Raw genomic sequence first — 16,728 nt, 5'->3', positions numbered from 1 at the left:
ATTGGTATCACAAATGGTGTCACTTTCTGGTTTCAAATTATCACGAGAAGGGAGATAAAAAGAAAACCCTCGCCAAGTTCTTTCTTGGCAAGGGTTTGACTGAGTGCGGTAGACTGGACTTGAACCAGCACAACGTTTCCGCCACTAGCACCTCAAGCTAGCGTGTCTACCAAATTCCACCACTACCGCATCATGAGGTTTTCGGTTTTTTCAAACCGAACGTGGCAACAATACAACACCGTTGGGATGTGAGTCAAGCCCTCTTTTGAAAAAGAAGGCTTGAATTCTCCTAGAGCAGTGCCTCAAATTGGTCAAGCAGGCTCTTGAACGTTTTCAAGGCCTCCTGTACCGGTTTTTCACTCTCCATATCGACACCAGCCTTGCGAAGCGAATCGATGGGATAGGAACTGCCGCCGCTAGAGAGGAACGCCAGATAATCGTTGCGCTCATCTTCCCCTCCGCAGAGGACTTTCTGGCTCAAGGCGATGGCGGCACTGATGCCGGTTGCGTACTTATATACATAGAACGGGCTGTAGAAGTGCGGAATCCTCAGGCCTTCCAGATCGCTCTCTGCTTCAAACTCGACTGCAGGCCCGAAGTAGGCTTCAAGCAGTTTGCGGTACTCCTGTCTCAGGACCTCAAGGGTCAGAGGAGTGCCTGCTTCCGCTATCTCATGGGTGATCTTCTCATATTCGGCAAACATCGTCTGCCTGAAGAGGGTGGCGACGATGTCGTCGATCTGCTTGCCTATAATATATGCCTTGGTCTTGTTGTCGGATGAAGTCTCGATCATATACTTGGCTACAAGCTGCTCGTTGAAGGTGGACGCCACTTCGGCTTCGAAGATCGTGTAGTCGTAGTGAAAGTAGGGATTGTTCTTCGCACTGTAATAGCTGTGCATGGAGTGACCGCCTTCATGGGCAACGGTAAACAGGTCGCGAAGCACATCCTCCTTGTAGTTCAGCAAAATATAGGGTTTGGAAGTATACGTACCGCTGCTGAAGGCTCCGCTTCGCTTGCCCTTGTTCTCATAGCGGTCGACCCAGCGTTCGGTGGTAAGTCCGGCTTTGAGTGTTTCCACGTAATTAGGTCCAAGCGGCTTGAGAGCTTCGCAGATGGTATTCACTGCCTGCTCGTAGCTTGTGTGGGCCTGGATTCCCTTGACCAGGGGAACATAGACATCATAGTGTGCCAGCTTCTCCTGGCCCAACAGCCGTGAGCGAAGTGCATAGTAGCGGTGCAACACGGGAAATGCCTCATGCACAGCCTTGATCAGGTTGTCATACACGGTCAAGGGCACCCTGTCGCCAAAGAGAGCCATGCTTCGTGAGCTCTCATACCCGCGGGCCTTGCTGCAGAATATGTCCTGCTTCACCTGCCCCTCGTAGAGCCGGGCTATGGCATGCTTGCTCTTCTCGTAGACTGCATAGAACTGCTTGTAAGCCCTTCGTCTCAGGTCCCTGTCATCCTGCATCAAGAAGCTGCTGAAGGAGCTCTGGGTGAGAGGTTTCCCCTCGAGCTCGCCGAAATCGAAATCAACGTTGGTCAGATCGCCGAAAGTGGTCCGCATCACCGATCCGACTTCCCCCTGCAAAGCCATCAGGCGTTCTTCCGCCTCACTGAGTACATGTTCCTTGAATCGGCGTGCTTTGCGGATAAAGACGGCATAGGGGGCGAAATCCTCATCGTTCAGGTAGGTCTCGATGACATCATCCGCAATGCCCAACAACTCCGGATCAAAGAAAGCCATGGCCGCGGAGAGCTGGCTCAATTGCTGGGAGGCAAGCGAATAGCGTCTGACATTGTCGTTGTCCGAAGCATCGCCCGCATAGAGCAAAAAGGCATAGTTGTACAGTCGCTCTGCAAGAACGGCTGTCTCTTCATACCACTGCATCGTATGTAGGAATGAGGCTTTCCCTGCTGCGAGGGTTCCCTTCAGCCGAGGTGCCTGCTCAATGCGCTCTGCAAGTTGCCCAAGCCCCTCATCCCATGCCTGGGTGTTCTCAAACAAGCTTCCAAGGTCCCAGGTATCTTCAGTTCTCTGCTGTGCTCGGCTGAGTGTTTTCATGCAATTTCTCCTAACAAGGTGATCAGGTGCCGGGCAGCCCGGCCGCGGTGGCTGTAGTGGTCTTTTTCTTCATCGGTGAGCTCGGCCATGGTTTTCCCCGCCTCGGTGACAAAGAAAACCGGATCATAGCCGAAACCTCCCTTTCCATAGGCGGCAAATGCAATTCTGCCGTGCACCGATTCGCAAAACGTAAAGACGCGATGCTTGTCCGCCACCAATGCCAAGGCGCATACAAACTGTGCACTTCGCTCTGAAGGCTCCTTCAGATGCGCCATATTCTCCAACAGGAACAGATTGCGCTCGCCGCTTTCCAGCAGCCTGCCGAATGTTTCCATGCCGTAGCGGGCAGTACGCACGCCCGGGCCTCCTCCAAGAGCATCCACGCAAAGCCCTGAGTCATCCGCGAGAACCACCATGTTTTTCGGCTCGTTCGCAGCGAGGGCCATTGCTTTGCCCAGGGCGTTCTCGGTAAAGGTGGCCTTGTCTTCCTCAAAATCAAAATCCAGGCCGAGCTCCTTGGGCAGGATGAGAGTATGGGCTTTCAGCAGGCGGGAGAATTCCTCCCTCTTATGGGAATTGTTTGATGCCAAAAGAATGTTCATGGGTCTAAAGATACTCATTGTCCCCTTGTTCGTCCATACACTTCAAAAGCAGATGCTTCATGTAGTGCACTGAACTATCGATGGTTCCCTTTGGGATTCCCAGCAGGTTGCCCAATTCACTATGGCTCAAATTGAGTTCCATCGTCCTGATTTGCTTGACTTTGGCCTTATACACACGCTGATTCCATATGCGCAGCCGTTCGAGTTTCAGGCGTTTTGTTTCATCCTCCTCCCGAAGGAGTTCCGACTCGATCTCCAGCAAGCGTCTGAAGTGCCTGTGGCTGATGGTTTCAAACTCTTGCTTGCACGCTCGTTTTTGTGCAAGAACACTGTTTGCTGTATTCAAATATTTTATAAGCAGGGCAGGACTCACTTCCAAAAGAGAAGCCAGATCTTCGAGCAAATAGTGGGCGGCCAGGTGCGGGGACAGGGTGAGCATGATCAAAAACCGCTTGCGATTCACCTGATGTCGAAGAATGTTCTGCAATTCCAGCAGCTTGGGATCGCTCATGATCGTCGGTTGGCTTCGATGTTCCAATAGCTCTGAGAACAGGGAGGGGAGGGTGGCAATGTCCTGTTCGACAACAGAGGAAAACCTGCAGTACATTGCTTGTTCGGCTGTCTCTTCCGGCAGCTCGAAGGTTGTTTGTTGATGGTAGAAATCACTTTCAGCGAGCAAGCGCTCTTTCTGTTTTTTAATCTGCTTTTGGGCGATGAAATAACGGCTGCGCTTGCGCACAACCTGGCTCAAGTATCCAATATAGGAGAGTCTTCCTTCCCGGTAGGTGTTCAGGTAATACGGGATGGAATCGTAACAAAAGAACAGAAACTCACAACAATCTTCTTCATCGATGAGGTGTAAAAACAATGGGAGTTCATAGAGTAATTGTTGGGTTTGCTCATGCAGCGTGCGATAAAGCGATTGATCTGTATGTCTCTTTTGATAGCATACAACCGATTTGGTCAACTGAAATGAAGCGTTTTCAGAGAGAGGTAAGATGTACATTGCATACTCCTATGGTGATGTATCACCTCTGTATGCAATGTGTATGCCAAGTCAGTTGCCCAGCAGTTCTCCTACAGCATCGACAAGCTTCTGCCGTACCACGGTGATCTCTTCACCAATGGTGGCTCCTGCAGCTTTCTTATGACCGCCTCCACCGAACCGCTCGGCCAAAGCGCCGACATCGACGCTGCTTTGGTGCGAGGAGCGAAATCCCACTTCGGTGGCGCCGCCTTCGAGTTCCTTGAAGAAGAGTACGACCTCGACATCCTTGACCGAAAGAAGCATCGCATAGAGCGAGTCACTGGGTTTGTCGGTCGTGATGTAGGTATCCCGGTCCTTGAGGAACGAGGAGGAAAGCATGAGCCTGCCGTCGTACAGGCTCTCGCTGCGATCGATAAGCTTGCCCAGATACTTCACATATCCAAGGCTTTTTCCCCCGGTCATGCGGTCGGCCATGATGTTTGGGGAGACTCCGAGATCGACAAGCTCGGCAGCCAGACGCAAGGTTTCTCCCCGATACGCGTTGATGAAGCGGAAGAAGCCCGAATCCGTTGCGAATCCGAAAAACAGATGCTCGGCGATTTCTTGGGAGATTTCCACGTCAAGCGCCTTGTACAGCTGCATGACGATAAGGGTGGTCGATACCGAACGGGGCACGATGTAGCGGAAGGTTCCAAACTGCTCCCCGCTGCTGTGGTGGTCCAAGACGATGGTGGTCAACCCTTCAATTTCTTGGGCGAGGTGTCCAATCCTCTCAGGAGATGAACAATCGACGACGACAACGATGGGATTGCGGTCATAGAGATCCTTGTCGATGTGAGCGAGAAAATCTGCACGCAAATGGGAAATTTCGGAACGATCGAATGGACCGGCGTTGGCCAAGTGGACCGTCTTGCCCATCTTGAGCAAGAGCGATCCTGCGGCCATCTGACTGGAAAGGCAATCCCCATCAGGGCTTATATGTCCCAGGACGATGAACTCGTCCCGACTTCTCAACAGATCAAGAATCTGTTCGTCAAATGGGGGATAACTGAACATTTCACGCTCCACGAATGACCTCGGGTTGTTTGCCCTCAAGCACGCACTCCCGTCCGACGATCACCTGTTTCACCTGGTGGATGGAAGGGATATCGTACATGATGCCCATCATGATGTTCTCGACAATGGAACGCAAGCCTCGGGCACCAGTCTTTTGCTCGAACGCCTTCTCAGCCACTGCTTCGACAGCCTCGTTCTTGAAGATGAATTCAATACCGTCAAGGCGGAAGGCTGCTTCATACTGGCGAAGGATGGAGTTCTTCGGTTCCACGATGATTCTCATCAAGTCCTTCTTGGAGAGATTGTCCAGCGCAACATGGATGGGAAGCCTGCCGATGAACTCGGGGATCAGACCGAACTTAATCAAGTCATCCGGCATCATCTTGCTGTAGAGGGCATGCAGGTCCTTTTCCTGGGTATTGACAATGGTTGCACCAAAACCCATGGCATGACTGGAGACGCGCTTCTCGATAACCTTGTCCAAACCAACGAAGGCCCCACCGCAGATGAAGAGAATGTTGCGTGTATTGATCTTCAGCATCTCCTGGTTTGGATGCTTTCTGCCTCCCTGGGGAGGTACGGATGCATCGGTTCCCTCGATGATTTTCAGCAGGGCCTGCTGAACACCCTCACCGCTGACGTCGCGTGTGATGGATGGGTTCTCTCCCTTCTTGGCAATCTTGTCGATCTCATCAATGAAGATGATTCCATGCTCGGCTGCCTTGATGTTGTCATTGGCGTTCTGGATGAGCTTGAGCAGGATGTTCTCAACATCCTCGCCGACATATCCAGCCTCGGTGAGCGTGGTGGCATCGGCGATGGCGAAGGGGACCTGCAATTTTTTTGCCAAGGTAGAGGCCAGCAAGGTCTTTCCGGTACCGGTGGGCCCCACCATCAGGATGTTGGACTTATCCAGCTCAACTCCCTGTTCGGCAATCTGTTTCTGGAATTTGACACGTTTATAGTGGTTGTACACCGCTACAGCCAGTACACGCTTGGCATCGTCCTGACCGATTACATACTCGTCCATGTACTCCTTCAGTTCCTTCGGGGTAGGGATGCGGTCGGGAAGTCCGACTGCATCTTCCTGGAACGTGGGATCGCCGGCGAGCATGTCGTTGCACACCTTGATGCACTCATCGCAGATGGCCACACCGGGACCATTGATGAGTCTTTTTACTTCTTCCTGGCCTTTGCCGCAGAAAGAACAGACTTTCGCGTTTCGCGCCATCAGTTACTCCTTCTCATGACGCTGTCGACAATACCATAGGTGACAGCATCATCACTTGAAAGGAAGAAATCCCGTTCGACATCCTTGGAAACCTGTTCAAAACTCTTGTGTGTATGACGGGCGATGATATCGATGGTAAGTTTCTTCAATCGGCTGATCTCCTTGGCGTGGATTGAGATATCGGAGGATTGCCCCTCGACACCACCCCAAGGCTGGTGGATCATGACTCTTGCGGAGGGAAGCATATAGCGCTTTCCTTCCGAGCCGCTGGCAAGCAGCAGGGCCGCCATGCTCGCAGCTTGTCCCATGCAAATCGTCTGTACATTGCTGTGCAGATACTGCATGGTGTCGTAAATGGCAAGACCGGCGGTGACCGATCCGCCGGGACTGTTGATGTAGAGGCTGATGTCCTTGGTTGCGTCCTCGGAATCCAGAAACAGCATCTGGGCTACTACAAGGTCTGCATTGGCGTCATGGATCTCGCCATCAAGGAAAATAATGCGATCCTTAAGCAGACGGCTGAAGATGTCATAGGCTCGTTCGCCGATTCCTGACTGCTCGACGACCATCGGTATGTTGGATTGCATCCTAAAAGGATGGATATTCATGGCAAAAGCCCCCTTTCTAAGCTGGGATTGAAAAGGCGGAACCTGTGTGGACCCGCCTCTTCACAACGTACAACACTGTCTGATGCACTCTTACGCACCGTAGGTCTGGCTCATGAACGTCTCATAGGCAACCTCTTCGCCTTCGACGAAGGTGTTGTTCTCCTCTAGGAATGAAGCTACCTTCTGGAAGCGCATATCGTCCTCGATCATGGCCTTGTAATAGTCACGCTGAGCGGGATCGGTGATATCCTTCAGTTGTTCTTCCAGCGTCTTGTTCAATTCCTCCTCGTCTATTGCGAACTTCTCGGTATCCTTGATTTTGTCCATGATCAGCTGGATGCGCAGGCCCTTCTCGGCAGCTTCTCTCCAAGGGGCGGTGATATCTTCCTTGGTTTTATGCTGGAACTGGAGGATCTGCAAAATCTGCTCTTCGCTGAGACCGGTCTGCTTCACATAGCGGTTCCAGCTCTGGTCGATCTCCAGATCGATCATACTGGCGGGAATTGCAACAGTCGTTCCCTTCAAAAGCTCCTCGCTCAAGGCATTGAGTTTTACCTGCTTAAGCTTCGCCTCGAGCGCTTTTTCAAGCTTCTCGCGGGTCGCCTTGGTTAAATCTGCAACACTCTTGTACTCTTCCTTCACATCCTGGGCAAACTCATCATCGAGAGCGGGAACATCGCGGTATCTAACGGCCGATACAGCCACCTTGAGCGTGATGGTCTTGCCTGCATAGCCTTCCACGGTGGAGTCCTCGGCGTAGGTCTTGGAGAAAGTCTTCTCATCCCCGGCCTTCATGCCGACCAAGTCACTGTCGATCTGATAGAAGTTGGAGGAGCTGCCGAGGGTGAACACAAATTCCTTTCGCTCGGTCCCGGGAACCTCATTGTTCTGTTCGTCGAGCTCGACATAATCAACGGTGACGATGTCTCCCATGGCTGCGGCATCCTGCTTGTCGATGGTTATTGCATTCTGGTCGCGCAGCTTGTCGATCTCTGCATTCACTGCCTCATCGGTTACCCGTACTTTCGGATAGGTTACCGTCAAGCCCTTGTAGGCGGGAAGCTCGAACGCAGGCATCACATCATATTTCACGGTGAAGGTGACATCGGTATCAGCCTTGAAAGGGAGCAGGGACTCTTCATCCAGCAATTCGGGAGTGCTGAAGGAGATTGGTTTGTACTTGTCCTCAACACTCTCCAGAGCCTCCTTGAGGGCGGCTTCGATGGTGTTGAAGGTGCTTTCCTCGCGGATAGCCTTGCCTAATTTGCCTTCCAGCACAGAAACAGGTACCTTGCCCTTGCGGAAACCCTTGAGTTGGATGGTAGAGGCGTACTTCTGCAGTGCTGCCTTGTAATCATTCTCGATGGTGGAGGCGGTCACGGTGACCGTCAGCGCGACGGAGGAGTTCTCCAATTCTTTGATACTCTTATCAGCGATCATCCTATGTTCATCCTTTCGGTCCGAATCCGGACCCTGTATATCCTCAGGCAAAGCCCTTTCGTGTTCCCTTCCTCAGTCCAGCTAGCAAGGAGTATACTACAACCATAAAAGCTCGACCACCCTAGAGAGGGCGGATTGAGAAAACCCTTTTAGCGGAAACATATTGTATATAGCAACTTTTTCCTCTTTGGTCTAGGGGATTGGGCAAATTTGTCCAATTGCAGGCCGGCTTTTCTTCTGTTACCATGACAGGAAGGAGACCGGATGTGACCATCTTTTGTTATCCCAATTGTTCCACCTGCAAGCGAGCAGTTGCCTATCTGGAAAGCAGGAACATCGCCTTCACCTATCGGAACATAAAAGCAGACCGACCAAGCAAACAGGAGCTTGGGCGAATCATCGCCCAGAGTGGCATCGACAGCAAGAAATTTTTCAATACCAGCGGACAGCTCTACCGGAGCCTCGGCCTCAAGGACAAGCTTCCCGGCCTGGATACCGACCAAATCCTGGACCTGCTCAGCAGTGACGGCATGCTGGTGAAAAGGCCTTTGCTCGTCTGTGATGCAACAGTGCTCGTCGGATTCAGGCAAGCCGAGTGGGACGCTTTCTTTGCAACCTGACCGAGCTTACGTGAGCCTGCACATCATGATGTCAAGGTCGGCATAGGTGCCGTCCTTGTACTTCATGCCTCTTTCAATGGTTCCACATTTGGTGAATTTGAACTTGTTGTACAAATTGACGGCCTTCGAATTTGAAGAAACAACCTCCAGTTCCATCTGCTCATACCCGGCTTGTTTTGCCCGCTCCAACAGGGTATATATAAGCAACTGCCCGATTCCCTTGTGTTGGAAATCCGGTGCCACCGAAAGGCCGCATTGCGAGCGATGAACCATGCGCTTCATTGTGGAAACCGGAGAGAAATCACACAAACCAACCAATTGACCGTCACAGAACGCCCCCAGCAAAAGGCGTTTGTCGTCAGCCTCCGCCTTTTGCAGCCAGGCAGCCTCTTCTTCAATGGTGATGTTCCATTCCTCAGTCTCGCGCGCCAGAAAAGGCGAGGAGGCATACATGGTTCTCATGTAGGCGACTGCAAGCGACGCATCCTCGCTTTCAAGGCTGCGGATTGTTATTGCCATTCCGTTCTTCAGTCGGTGTTCGGTTGCATCAAGTTTCATACCCAAGCATAGCAACTCTTTTTTTCCTGTTCAAGAAGCAGACAAAGAAAGAAAACCTTGCCCTCGCCATCTGTCAGAATAGTCGAAGTTGGTATAGGATAATCGTATGGTAACATTAACGGTCGACCCATCAGGCAAAGGTCATTACTGCAGCATCCAGGAAGCCTTGGACGCCGTTCCGTATGAGCAGGAGACCACGATCATCATTGAAGAGGGCGTGTATCACGAAAAGCTTTTCAGCGATAAACGCAGCTTGCACATGATAGGCAGGAAAGAGGTGATCATCACCCATTCCGACGGGGCGAAACAGAAGATCGATGCGATGCCCAAGCGCGGGACCTTCCGCTCCTACACAGCCTTTTTCAGTGGAGAGTTCCTGAAAATGGAGCATATCATCATAGAGAACAGGGCGGGAAAGGGCAGTGAGGCAGGACAGGGCATAGCCCTCTACCTCGATGTCGACTGCGCCCATCTCTCCAAGGTCCGCCTGCTGGGAAGCCAAGACACGTTGTTCGTCGCTCCGCTTCCAGAGAAGGAGCGCGAGCCGAACGGTTTTTATGGACCGAGATGCTTTGCCAAACGCAAACAGAACGCACTGTTCTTCGACCATGGATTCATTCAAGGCGGTGTGGATTTCATCTTCGGCGGCGGCGACGCCCTCTTCAGAAATAGTGTAATCAACAGCTGTGAAGCGGGGTTCGTCACAGCTCCTTCCACAGGTGAGAAAAATATCGGTCTGGTTTTCGATCACTGCTCGTTTACCGCGAACGATGGTGTTGAACCTTGCTCGGTCTATGTGATGCGTCCATGGAGGGAGCACGGCAAGGTACTGTTTTTGTCATGTACTTTCGGCCTTCACATCCATCCCTCGCTCAGAATCGACTGGCCCGGCCATGAGGGATTGTCTGAAGGATTTCTTGGATGCCACCGGTGCCGCTTTTCGGACGAAAGAAGCACCGATGCATCCTATGAACTCTCCAACGCTCAAGCAATTTCCCTACTGGATGCCGTTGAGCAACGCTGTCAGATTTTCCACCAAAGTACGTATGGGAATGTCTAGTGTCAAACCAGAACACCTTCTGAAATCTGCATGCGTATGGCCAGGAAGGCTACCAGGACAACCAACAGCGAGATGATGAAGCCGTGGAGCATCGGGGCTGCTCCTCCTTGTTTCATATCATCCAAACTGGTGTTCAAGCCGATGGCCGCCAGGGCTGTGATCATGCAGAATTTGCTGATGTGCTTCAAAGCTGCTGCCAAAGAGACCGGAATAAGTCCGAAACTGTTCAGGCAGGCCATGACCAAAAAAAGGCCGATGAAGTAGGGGATGATGGACGGCACCTTCACTGCCGTTCTTTGTGCTCCAGCAGCTTTGCGGGTTTGATGGAATTGAACGCCGCTGAAGATGAGCACGGTGGGAATGATGGCAAGGGTACGCGTAAGTTTGACCATCACGGCAAAATCCCCTGCTTGCTCGCTGAACCCGTAACCGGCGGCGACCACCGAGGAGGTGTCGTTGACTGCAGTGCCGGCCCAAAGCCCGTAGGCAGTATCACTCATGCCCAACCAGACGCCGAGCAAGGGGAAGGCGACGATCATAAGCATGTCAAAGATGAAGGTCGCACTCATGGCGAATGCAATGTCGCGATCCTCTGCTTCAATGACCGGGGCGATGGCTGCAATGGCCGACCCTCCGCAGATGCCGGTGCCTGCTGAGATCAGGTTCGACATTTTCCAATTCAAATGCAATGCCTTTCCGACAACATAGCCGACTCCGAAGCAGGTTGCCAGGGTAAAGACCATGACAAAAAGCGAGATTCTGCCCACCTGCATGATGGTGGTGATGTTCAAGCTTGCCCCAAGGAGGATGATGGCGAACTTCAGCAGTTTCTTGGAAGTGAATACGATTCCTTTTTGATACACAGGATCCGGCTTTTTAATCGTATGAATCATCATGCCGATGAACAGTGCGATTACTGAGGCACTGATGCCTTGAGGCATCAATCCTTCAATCCATTTTGCGGCAGCTGCGATTACAGCGGCAAGCAGGATGCCTGGTGCATACGTGGGTATTGTTTCTTTTTTGATCATTGTTTCTTCCTTGTAACGTGATATCGCCATTGATGGTAGTAAATTTTGATGATAAAATCTAATGAAATATTTCTATTGAACGATTCCAAAAAGTTATTAAAAGGATATGTATATGGAAACCAGGCTGAAGACGTTTCTTTCACTGTGCGAGACGTTGAATTACCGAAAGACCGCCGAGCTTGTGAACCTTACGCAACCGGCTGTCACCAAGCAAATCCAGTCGCTGCAGGAGGAATACGGCGTCAAGCTGTTCGAATATGTCGGGCGCGCGCTCTCCATCACCGAACAAGGCTTGCTGGTCAAGCAGTTCGCCCAGTCACAGTTCTACAACGAAGCTGAATTGCTGCAGCTGCTTGGCCGAGCCGAACAGAAAGTATTGCGTCTCGGGGCGACGAAAAGCATCGGCGACAGCGTACTGGATGCGTATCTGCAAAAGTACCTTGAGGATGAGCGGCACAATCTTTCGTTGACCGTGGCGAACACCAGCAAGCTCTTCTCGCTTTTGGAAAACTCCGAGTTGGACTTCATCGTGGTGGAAGGCCTCTTTGAGAAGAAGAAATACGATTTCCGGCTCCTTCGGCGCGAGCGTTTCGTCGGCATCTGTGCAAAGGATCATCCTTTTGCCGGCAAGACCATTCCTTTTGAAGCCTTGAAGACTCAGAATTTGTTTCTTCGGGAACCCGGATCCGGAACGAGAAATATCTTTGAACGTGAGTTGGAATCGCATGGATACGACCTGTCGCTGTTCAAGCGCGTGACGGTGCTCTCCAGTTTCCAGCCACTAAAAAAACTGGTCTCCAATGGGCTCGGCATCAGCTTTGTCTACCAATCGATAGCAGACTCCAATGAGAATCCTGGTTGTTTCACTCTTGAGAATATGACAAGCGAGCATGAGTTCACCATTGTCTGGCTGAAGCATACGACAGCTTCCCACTATGTGGATGCGTTTTTCAAGGAAAAAGACTCCACACCGGTGGAATGCTGAATTAGGCAGCATACAAGTCANNCATACAAGATTACTTTTTCTGTGTTTTCATCCGATATCTTTGCAGTCGACTAGTAGGTTTGTCGGGAAGCGTCATCTCGACAATACCCTTTTCCAAAGCTGGATACAGGTACACCCGCATAAAGGATTGGCGGCTTGTGAGGTTCATTGACTGCATAATTTCTTTTACCGAAAGCGTGCGATTTCCCATTGCTGCAACCAATTTCTCCAGAGGAGGAGACAAGACCTCCCTATTGTGTGGCAACTCATCCAAGGCTTGCTTGATCGCTTCGAGCATGAAAGTAACAAATGGAGCTGAGTCGTTTTGCGCCGTGGATAAATTGATGGCATCATAATATTCTTGTTGTTGATTTTTAACTATTTCCTCAACCGCCAGATATGAGAAAAGAGGATTCCAGCTTGAGAGCAAGAGAGTCTGCCACATGCGTCCCATGCGACCATTGCCATCCGCAAAAGGATGTATATATTCAAACTCGTAATGAAAGATTGCGCTTTTTATCAGCATTGGATAGGCCGAATGTTTCACCCATGCAAAAAGGTCGGAGAGGAGCTGAGGTACGAGTGAAGCCGGGGGAGCGAGATGGATGACTTGTTGGCCTTTCACGACGCCTACGGATCCTGTCCTCAGGATATCGGATTCTGCTATCAATCCTTCGGTCAAGAGTCCATGAATTGAGAGCAGGTCTTGTACGCTGTAAGGGTTTTTTGAATAGAGCACTTGATAAGCAGCAATTGCATTTTTGACTTCCAAGACATCTTTCTTTGGTCCTGCAATATGCTCTCCATTCACAATGGCGGTTACTTGTTCCAATGAGAGGGTATTTGCCTCAATTGCCAGCGAGCTTTGTATTGTCCTTGCTAGATTATTTCGCCTGAGCAATGGAGAAATTGGATTGACAGCCGGCGAATGGGAAAATTCATGAAGTTTTTCAAGAATCGTTGCTGTCAATACAAGAATGGCATTGTCCGATGTAAAGTTTGGTTGGTATTGTGTCATCCTCACCCTCCTATACCAGCCTACTACATGACAGAGAACCCGGCAATGGCTAAGAAAAAAAGCAGCCAGAATTCTCTGACTGCTTAAGAGCGAAAGACGGGACTTGAACCCGCGACATCCACCTTGGCAAGGTGGAGCTCTACCACTGAGCTACTTTCGCAAAAACCTATCTATGTCAGACAGCCCTTTCGGATTGTCCTTTGCGAGAGAGGGGACTTGAACCCCTACACCGTAAGGTACCAGATCCTAAGTCTGGCGTGTCTGCCAATTTCACCACTCTCGCGGTGCATGTCTTGCCCCTTACGAGGTTCGCCATGTTTTGAGCCGCAAAGGGATCGAACCTTTGACCCGCAGATTAAGAGTCTGCTGCTCTACCAGCTGAGCTAGCGGCCCATGACAAATAACAATTTCAAAAACCAAACTCCATGCGCCCGGAAGGATTCGAACCTTCGACCTACGGATTCGAAGTCCGGCGCTCTATCCAGCTGAGCTACGAGCGCGTTCACGACCCTATAAAGGGTGGAAGACGGGGCTCGAACCCGCAACAGCCAGATCCACAATCTGGTGCTCTACCATTGAACTACTTCCACCATGGTAGCTGAAGCAGTGGCTACTCACCAGTGCGTTTCAACGTTGCATACTATGCCCTAAAGACTTTTGTTTGTCAACAACCCTTGGTGAAATTTTGCAAAATTTTGGGGTGTCCACGACAACTGTTTTTCCTGCAATCAAATGCCTCCATGCACCTTTGCAACTATCCCAGCGAAATCCCCCGAGTCCACGACGGCGTCGGATGAGGGGGATTTCGGTTGGAAGGAAGCGTGGACAAAGGCCAGATGGTGGCGCCAGTGCAAAGCCCTGTCGGCCAACAACTCATTCAATCTCATCTCCAATGCCTGTCCATCAACAGTCAGAGCAAGCTTCTCAAACGAAGGCAGATAGGAGAGGGTCAAATAACGCCTGATGTCCCCCTGTCCCATCATCCGCTCTTCCGCCAAATCGAGCGAAGTGACCTGTACTGCAAGCCCCTCTTCCTCAAACATGCTTTGCAGGTATTGCTCGTCCCAGTTGGTCAAGGCATTGGAGCTCTGTCCATATAACAGCGTTTCGGCCTGGATGAACATCGACTTCAGGTCCTCGGGCAGAAAATCGGAGAGCCGCGATCCCTTGCTTGGAACACTCTCGCACACATGCAAGGATCCCTGCTTCGCCAAGCGGGCGACCAATGCCTTGCACAACGGTTTCTCTTCCCTTGCACGGGAGAACACATTGCGGCCGATGATGACCTCAAAGAACAGATCTTCATCCAGAGAGGCAAGAAGCTGTTTCAATTCGGCAAGATGCACCTGAGGCTTCTCGAGCTCCGGCAGCGATTCTGCATAGTGGTTGATATGGTCAAGCTGGTCCTTGCTTCTCACCTGGGCGACCACCAACCCCTCTGCGGTCTTGCGGTATGCTTCCCAGAGCAGCAGCCCATGACCGGCGTTGCAGACAAGCACACGGTCGCTTCGGCGAAATTTCACTTGCTCCAACAGCTTCGTGCGAACGGTTGCCAAGAGCTTTCCTCGTTCGCTTACGGTGCGGTTGACCCACATCTGGCGCTGCTTGTCTCCCGGTGAGAATGAGAGGTTTTCCACAAAAGCATCGACTTCAACGCTCTCGAGCTGTTCTTCGCGATGACGCTGTACCTTTTCCTGAATACTCTTCTCATACCCTTGGCTGCTTGGTTGGTAAAAAACCTTGCCCTGCAGTCCTGAAGGCAGATACTGCTGGGCCACCCAATGGTCCTGATAGGAGTGGGGATACAGATATCCCTGGCCGTGGCCGAAGCCTTTGGCATCCCGGCTGGCATCCCGCAGATGATTGGGCACCTCGTCCTGGGCCTGTTGTTCAACCCCCTTGAGGGCGTCGAAGAATGCGAGGGTCGAATTGCTTTTCTCGGCGGTGGCAAGATAGAGGGCGGCGTGGGTGAGATGGAACCTTCCCTCGGGCAGCCCGATGCGTTCAAACGCCTCTGCATCAGCCTGTACCACAACGATGGCGTTGGGATCGGCGAGTCCAACATCCTCACAGGCGCTGATGAGCATGCGTCGGAAAATGAACTTGGGATCTTCGCCGGCGCTGACCATCCGAGCCAACCAGTAGAGGGCGGCGTCGGGATCGCTTCCCCTCACGCTCTTGATGAATGCACTGATGACATCGAAGTGATAATCGCCCTCCTTGTCATACAGAACCGCCTTCTTCTGGATGGATTGCTCGGCTGCATCCTTTGAAATGTAGATTTCTGTCCCTTTGGCTGGAGGGAAGCTGTCGACGGAGGTTTCCACTGCAAGCTGCAGTGCGTTGAGCAGGCTGCGGGCATCGCCATTGGCAACCTCCACCAGATGTTCCAGCGCCCCATCCTCAAACGTTACCCGGAAGTTTCCATACCCACGCTCCTTGTCTGCAAGAGCTTGGCGTGCAATAGAGAGCAAGTCATCGCTGTCCAGACTCTTGAGCTGGAAGATCCTTGATCTGCTGACCAAGGCTGCATTCACCTCGAAATAGGGGTTCTCGGTCGTTGCCCCGATAAGAATGACCGTGCCGTTCTCAACCCAGGGCAACAGAGCATCCTGCTGGCTCTTGTTCCATCGATGCACCTCGTCGACAAAGAGAATGGTTCCGCGATTGTAAAGCTCTAAGCGCTGACGGGCTTCCTCGATTTCGTAGCGCAACTCCTTTACGCCTGATAAAACGGCATTGAGGGTGGAGAAGTGTCGCTTGGTTGTATTGGCGATAACCCGGGCGAGGGTTGTCTTTCCCGTTCCCGGCGGTCCGTAGAAAATGACCGAGGAGAGCTGGTCGGCCTGGATTGCCCGCCTGAGCAGGCGGCCTTTGCCGATGATGGCATCCTGACCGATGTACTCGTCCAAGGTACGGGGACGCATCCGGTAGGCAAGGGGTTGGTTTGCACTCTTGTCTTTCTCGCTGGCTTCACTAAAAAGATTCATTGCCGGCCGTCCTGCTGGAAAATTTCAAGGAACGATCCGCTGCCCTTGGGAACAGGGGTTGTTCTCAGCCGTTCCTCCTGAGTTCCGAGCTCATCGAGGTACGTGGTGGTAAAGAAGGAGTACAGGTGTTCGAAAGGCTCGGCTGCTACAACAGGAAGCTCCTCCCGCCCCCAGAGGGCTGTACTCTCTTGCCAGATGCCGTACCGATCGAGGATGAGATCCCAGGTGATGTCGCTTGTCTTGAGAGCCTCTTGGAGCATGCTCCTGACTTGCTCTGCAAGTACGGTGCCTTGTTCGGTAACCAGGCGGGTGGTTGCACTGCGGTTTCCCTCTTTCAGGGTCGCTTCAGCATCCTGCCAGACGATTGATGATACCGATGCCTCCACAAGGGAGGGCAGCTGTACGACCACCTGCCGGAAGGCACTGAGAACCTGCATGCGCCATACATCAAGGTGATCATGAAACAATGGAAT

At 51.8% G+C, this 16,728-nt stretch carries 15 protein-coding genes and 6 tRNA genes; 3 read left to right on the top strand and 18 right to left on the bottom strand.

Features of this window, described 5'->3' with window-relative positions:
- Positions 1 to 104: 104 nt before the first annotated feature.
- The 8 genes from B3F49_RS06080 to tig all read right to left on the bottom strand — a co-directional run bounded on the left by B3F49_RS06080 (position 105) and on the right by tig (position 7,993).
- Positions 105 to 189 (bottom strand) — tRNA-Leu (locus B3F49_RS06080).
- A 100-nt stretch (positions 190 to 289) separates the two neighbouring features.
- Positions 290 to 2,068, bottom strand: coding sequence for an oligoendopeptidase F (gene pepF / locus B3F49_RS06075; RefSeq protein ID WP_293909768.1), 1,779 nt, complete (start codon positions 2,066 to 2,068; stop codon positions 290 to 292).
- Entirely contained in the window at positions 2,065 to 2,670 is a 606-nt protein-coding gene (locus B3F49_RS06070) for a non-canonical purine NTP pyrophosphatase (protein WP_293909765.1), read from the bottom strand. The genes pepF and B3F49_RS06070 overlap by 4 nt, the downstream gene beginning before the upstream one ends.
- Before the next feature lie 4 nt (positions 2,671 to 2,674).
- Positions 2,675 to 3,676 carry a hypothetical protein gene (locus B3F49_RS06065; RefSeq protein WP_293891337.1) on the bottom strand — a complete coding sequence of 334 codons (1,002 nt, stop codon included), beginning with the start codon at positions 3,674 to 3,676 and terminating at the stop codon, positions 2,675 to 2,677.
- Positions 3,677 to 3,727: 51 nt separating this feature from the next.
- Positions 3,728 to 4,714, bottom strand: a complete 987-nt coding sequence (locus B3F49_RS06060) for a DHH family phosphoesterase (RefSeq protein ID WP_293891334.1) — start codon at positions 4,712 to 4,714, stop codon at positions 3,728 to 3,730.
- Between the two features lies 1 nt (position 4,715).
- Positions 4,716 to 5,945, bottom strand: a complete 1,230-nt coding sequence (clpX, locus tag B3F49_RS06055; RefSeq protein WP_293891331.1) for an ATP-dependent Clp protease ATP-binding subunit ClpX — start codon at positions 5,943 to 5,945, stop codon at positions 4,716 to 4,718.
- Positions 5,945 to 6,532 carry an ATP-dependent Clp protease proteolytic subunit gene (locus B3F49_RS06050; RefSeq protein WP_414712343.1) on the bottom strand — a complete coding sequence of 196 codons (588 nt, stop codon included), beginning with the start codon at positions 6,530 to 6,532 and terminating at the stop codon, positions 5,945 to 5,947. The genes clpX and B3F49_RS06050 overlap by 1 nt, the downstream gene beginning before the upstream one ends.
- Before the next feature lie 111 nt (positions 6,533 to 6,643).
- Entirely contained in the window at positions 6,644 to 7,993 is a 1,350-nt protein-coding gene (gene tig / locus B3F49_RS06045) for a trigger factor (protein ID WP_293909762.1), read from the bottom strand.
- Between the two features lie 266 nt (positions 7,994 to 8,259).
- On the opposite strand from tig, the gene B3F49_RS06040 reads away from it, so the two are divergent.
- Positions 8,260 to 8,613 (top strand): arsenate reductase family protein, encoded by a 354-nt coding sequence (locus B3F49_RS06040; protein ID WP_293909760.1) that lies wholly within the window; start codon positions 8,260 to 8,262, stop codon positions 8,611 to 8,613.
- A 6-nt stretch (positions 8,614 to 8,619) separates the two neighbouring features.
- Here B3F49_RS06040 and B3F49_RS06035 read toward each other — a convergent pair whose 3' ends face one another.
- Positions 8,620 to 9,171 carry a GNAT family N-acetyltransferase gene (locus B3F49_RS06035; protein WP_293909758.1) on the bottom strand — a complete coding sequence of 184 codons (552 nt, stop codon included), beginning with the start codon at positions 9,169 to 9,171 and terminating at the stop codon, positions 8,620 to 8,622.
- 106 nt (positions 9,172 to 9,277) lie between these two features.
- On the opposite strand from B3F49_RS06035, the gene B3F49_RS06030 reads away from it, so the two are divergent.
- Positions 9,278 to 10,231 carry a pectinesterase family protein gene (locus B3F49_RS06030; RefSeq protein WP_293909756.1) on the top strand — a complete coding sequence of 318 codons (954 nt, stop codon included), beginning with the start codon at positions 9,278 to 9,280 and terminating at the stop codon, positions 10,229 to 10,231.
- A 2-nt stretch (positions 10,232 to 10,233) separates the two neighbouring features.
- Here B3F49_RS06030 and B3F49_RS06025 read toward each other — a convergent pair whose 3' ends face one another.
- Positions 10,234 to 11,262 carry a YeiH family protein gene (locus tag B3F49_RS06025; RefSeq protein WP_293909754.1) on the bottom strand — a complete coding sequence of 343 codons (1,029 nt, stop codon included), beginning with the start codon at positions 11,260 to 11,262 and terminating at the stop codon, positions 10,234 to 10,236.
- A gap of 112 nt (positions 11,263 to 11,374) precedes the next feature.
- Between B3F49_RS06025 and B3F49_RS06020 the strand changes: the two genes are divergently transcribed.
- On the top strand, positions 11,375 to 12,247 hold the full coding sequence (locus B3F49_RS06020) for a LysR family transcriptional regulator (protein ID WP_293894107.1): 873 nt from the start codon (positions 11,375 to 11,377) through the stop codon (positions 12,245 to 12,247).
- 31 nt (positions 12,248 to 12,278) lie between these two features.
- Here the strand turns inward: B3F49_RS06020 and B3F49_RS06015 are convergent, their stop codons facing one another.
- The 8 genes from B3F49_RS06015 to B3F49_RS05980 all read right to left on the bottom strand — a co-directional run.
- On the bottom strand, positions 12,279 to 13,265 hold the full coding sequence (locus B3F49_RS06015; RefSeq protein WP_293909752.1) for a Fic family protein: 987 nt from the start codon (positions 13,263 to 13,265) through the stop codon (positions 12,279 to 12,281).
- A gap of 88 nt (positions 13,266 to 13,353) precedes the next feature.
- Positions 13,354 to 13,425, bottom strand: a tRNA-Gly gene (locus tag B3F49_RS06010).
- A 41-nt stretch (positions 13,426 to 13,466) separates the two neighbouring features.
- Positions 13,467 to 13,548, bottom strand: a tRNA-Leu gene (locus tag B3F49_RS06005).
- Between the two features lie 37 nt (positions 13,549 to 13,585).
- Positions 13,586 to 13,658 (bottom strand) — tRNA-Lys (locus tag B3F49_RS06000).
- A 33-nt stretch (positions 13,659 to 13,691) separates the two neighbouring features.
- A tRNA-Arg gene (locus B3F49_RS05995) sits at positions 13,692 to 13,765 on the bottom strand.
- An 18-nt stretch (positions 13,766 to 13,783) separates the two neighbouring features.
- Positions 13,784 to 13,855 (bottom strand) — tRNA-His (locus B3F49_RS05990).
- 138 nt (positions 13,856 to 13,993) lie between these two features.
- Positions 13,994 to 16,255 (bottom strand): AAA family ATPase, encoded by a 2,262-nt coding sequence (locus B3F49_RS05985; RefSeq protein WP_293909750.1) that lies wholly within the window; start codon positions 16,253 to 16,255, stop codon positions 13,994 to 13,996.
- On the bottom strand, positions 16,252 to 16,728 hold a 477-nt coding region (locus B3F49_RS05980; protein ID WP_293909748.1), incomplete at its 5' end, for a hypothetical protein. The genes B3F49_RS05980 and B3F49_RS05985, both read right to left, overlap by 4 nt.

The organism is Sphaerochaeta sp. UBA5836, assembly GCF_002432845.1.
GTDB lineage: Bacteria > Spirochaetota > Spirochaetia > Sphaerochaetales > Sphaerochaetaceae > Sphaerochaeta.
This window is presented reverse-complemented; position numbering and strand designations above follow the sequence as displayed.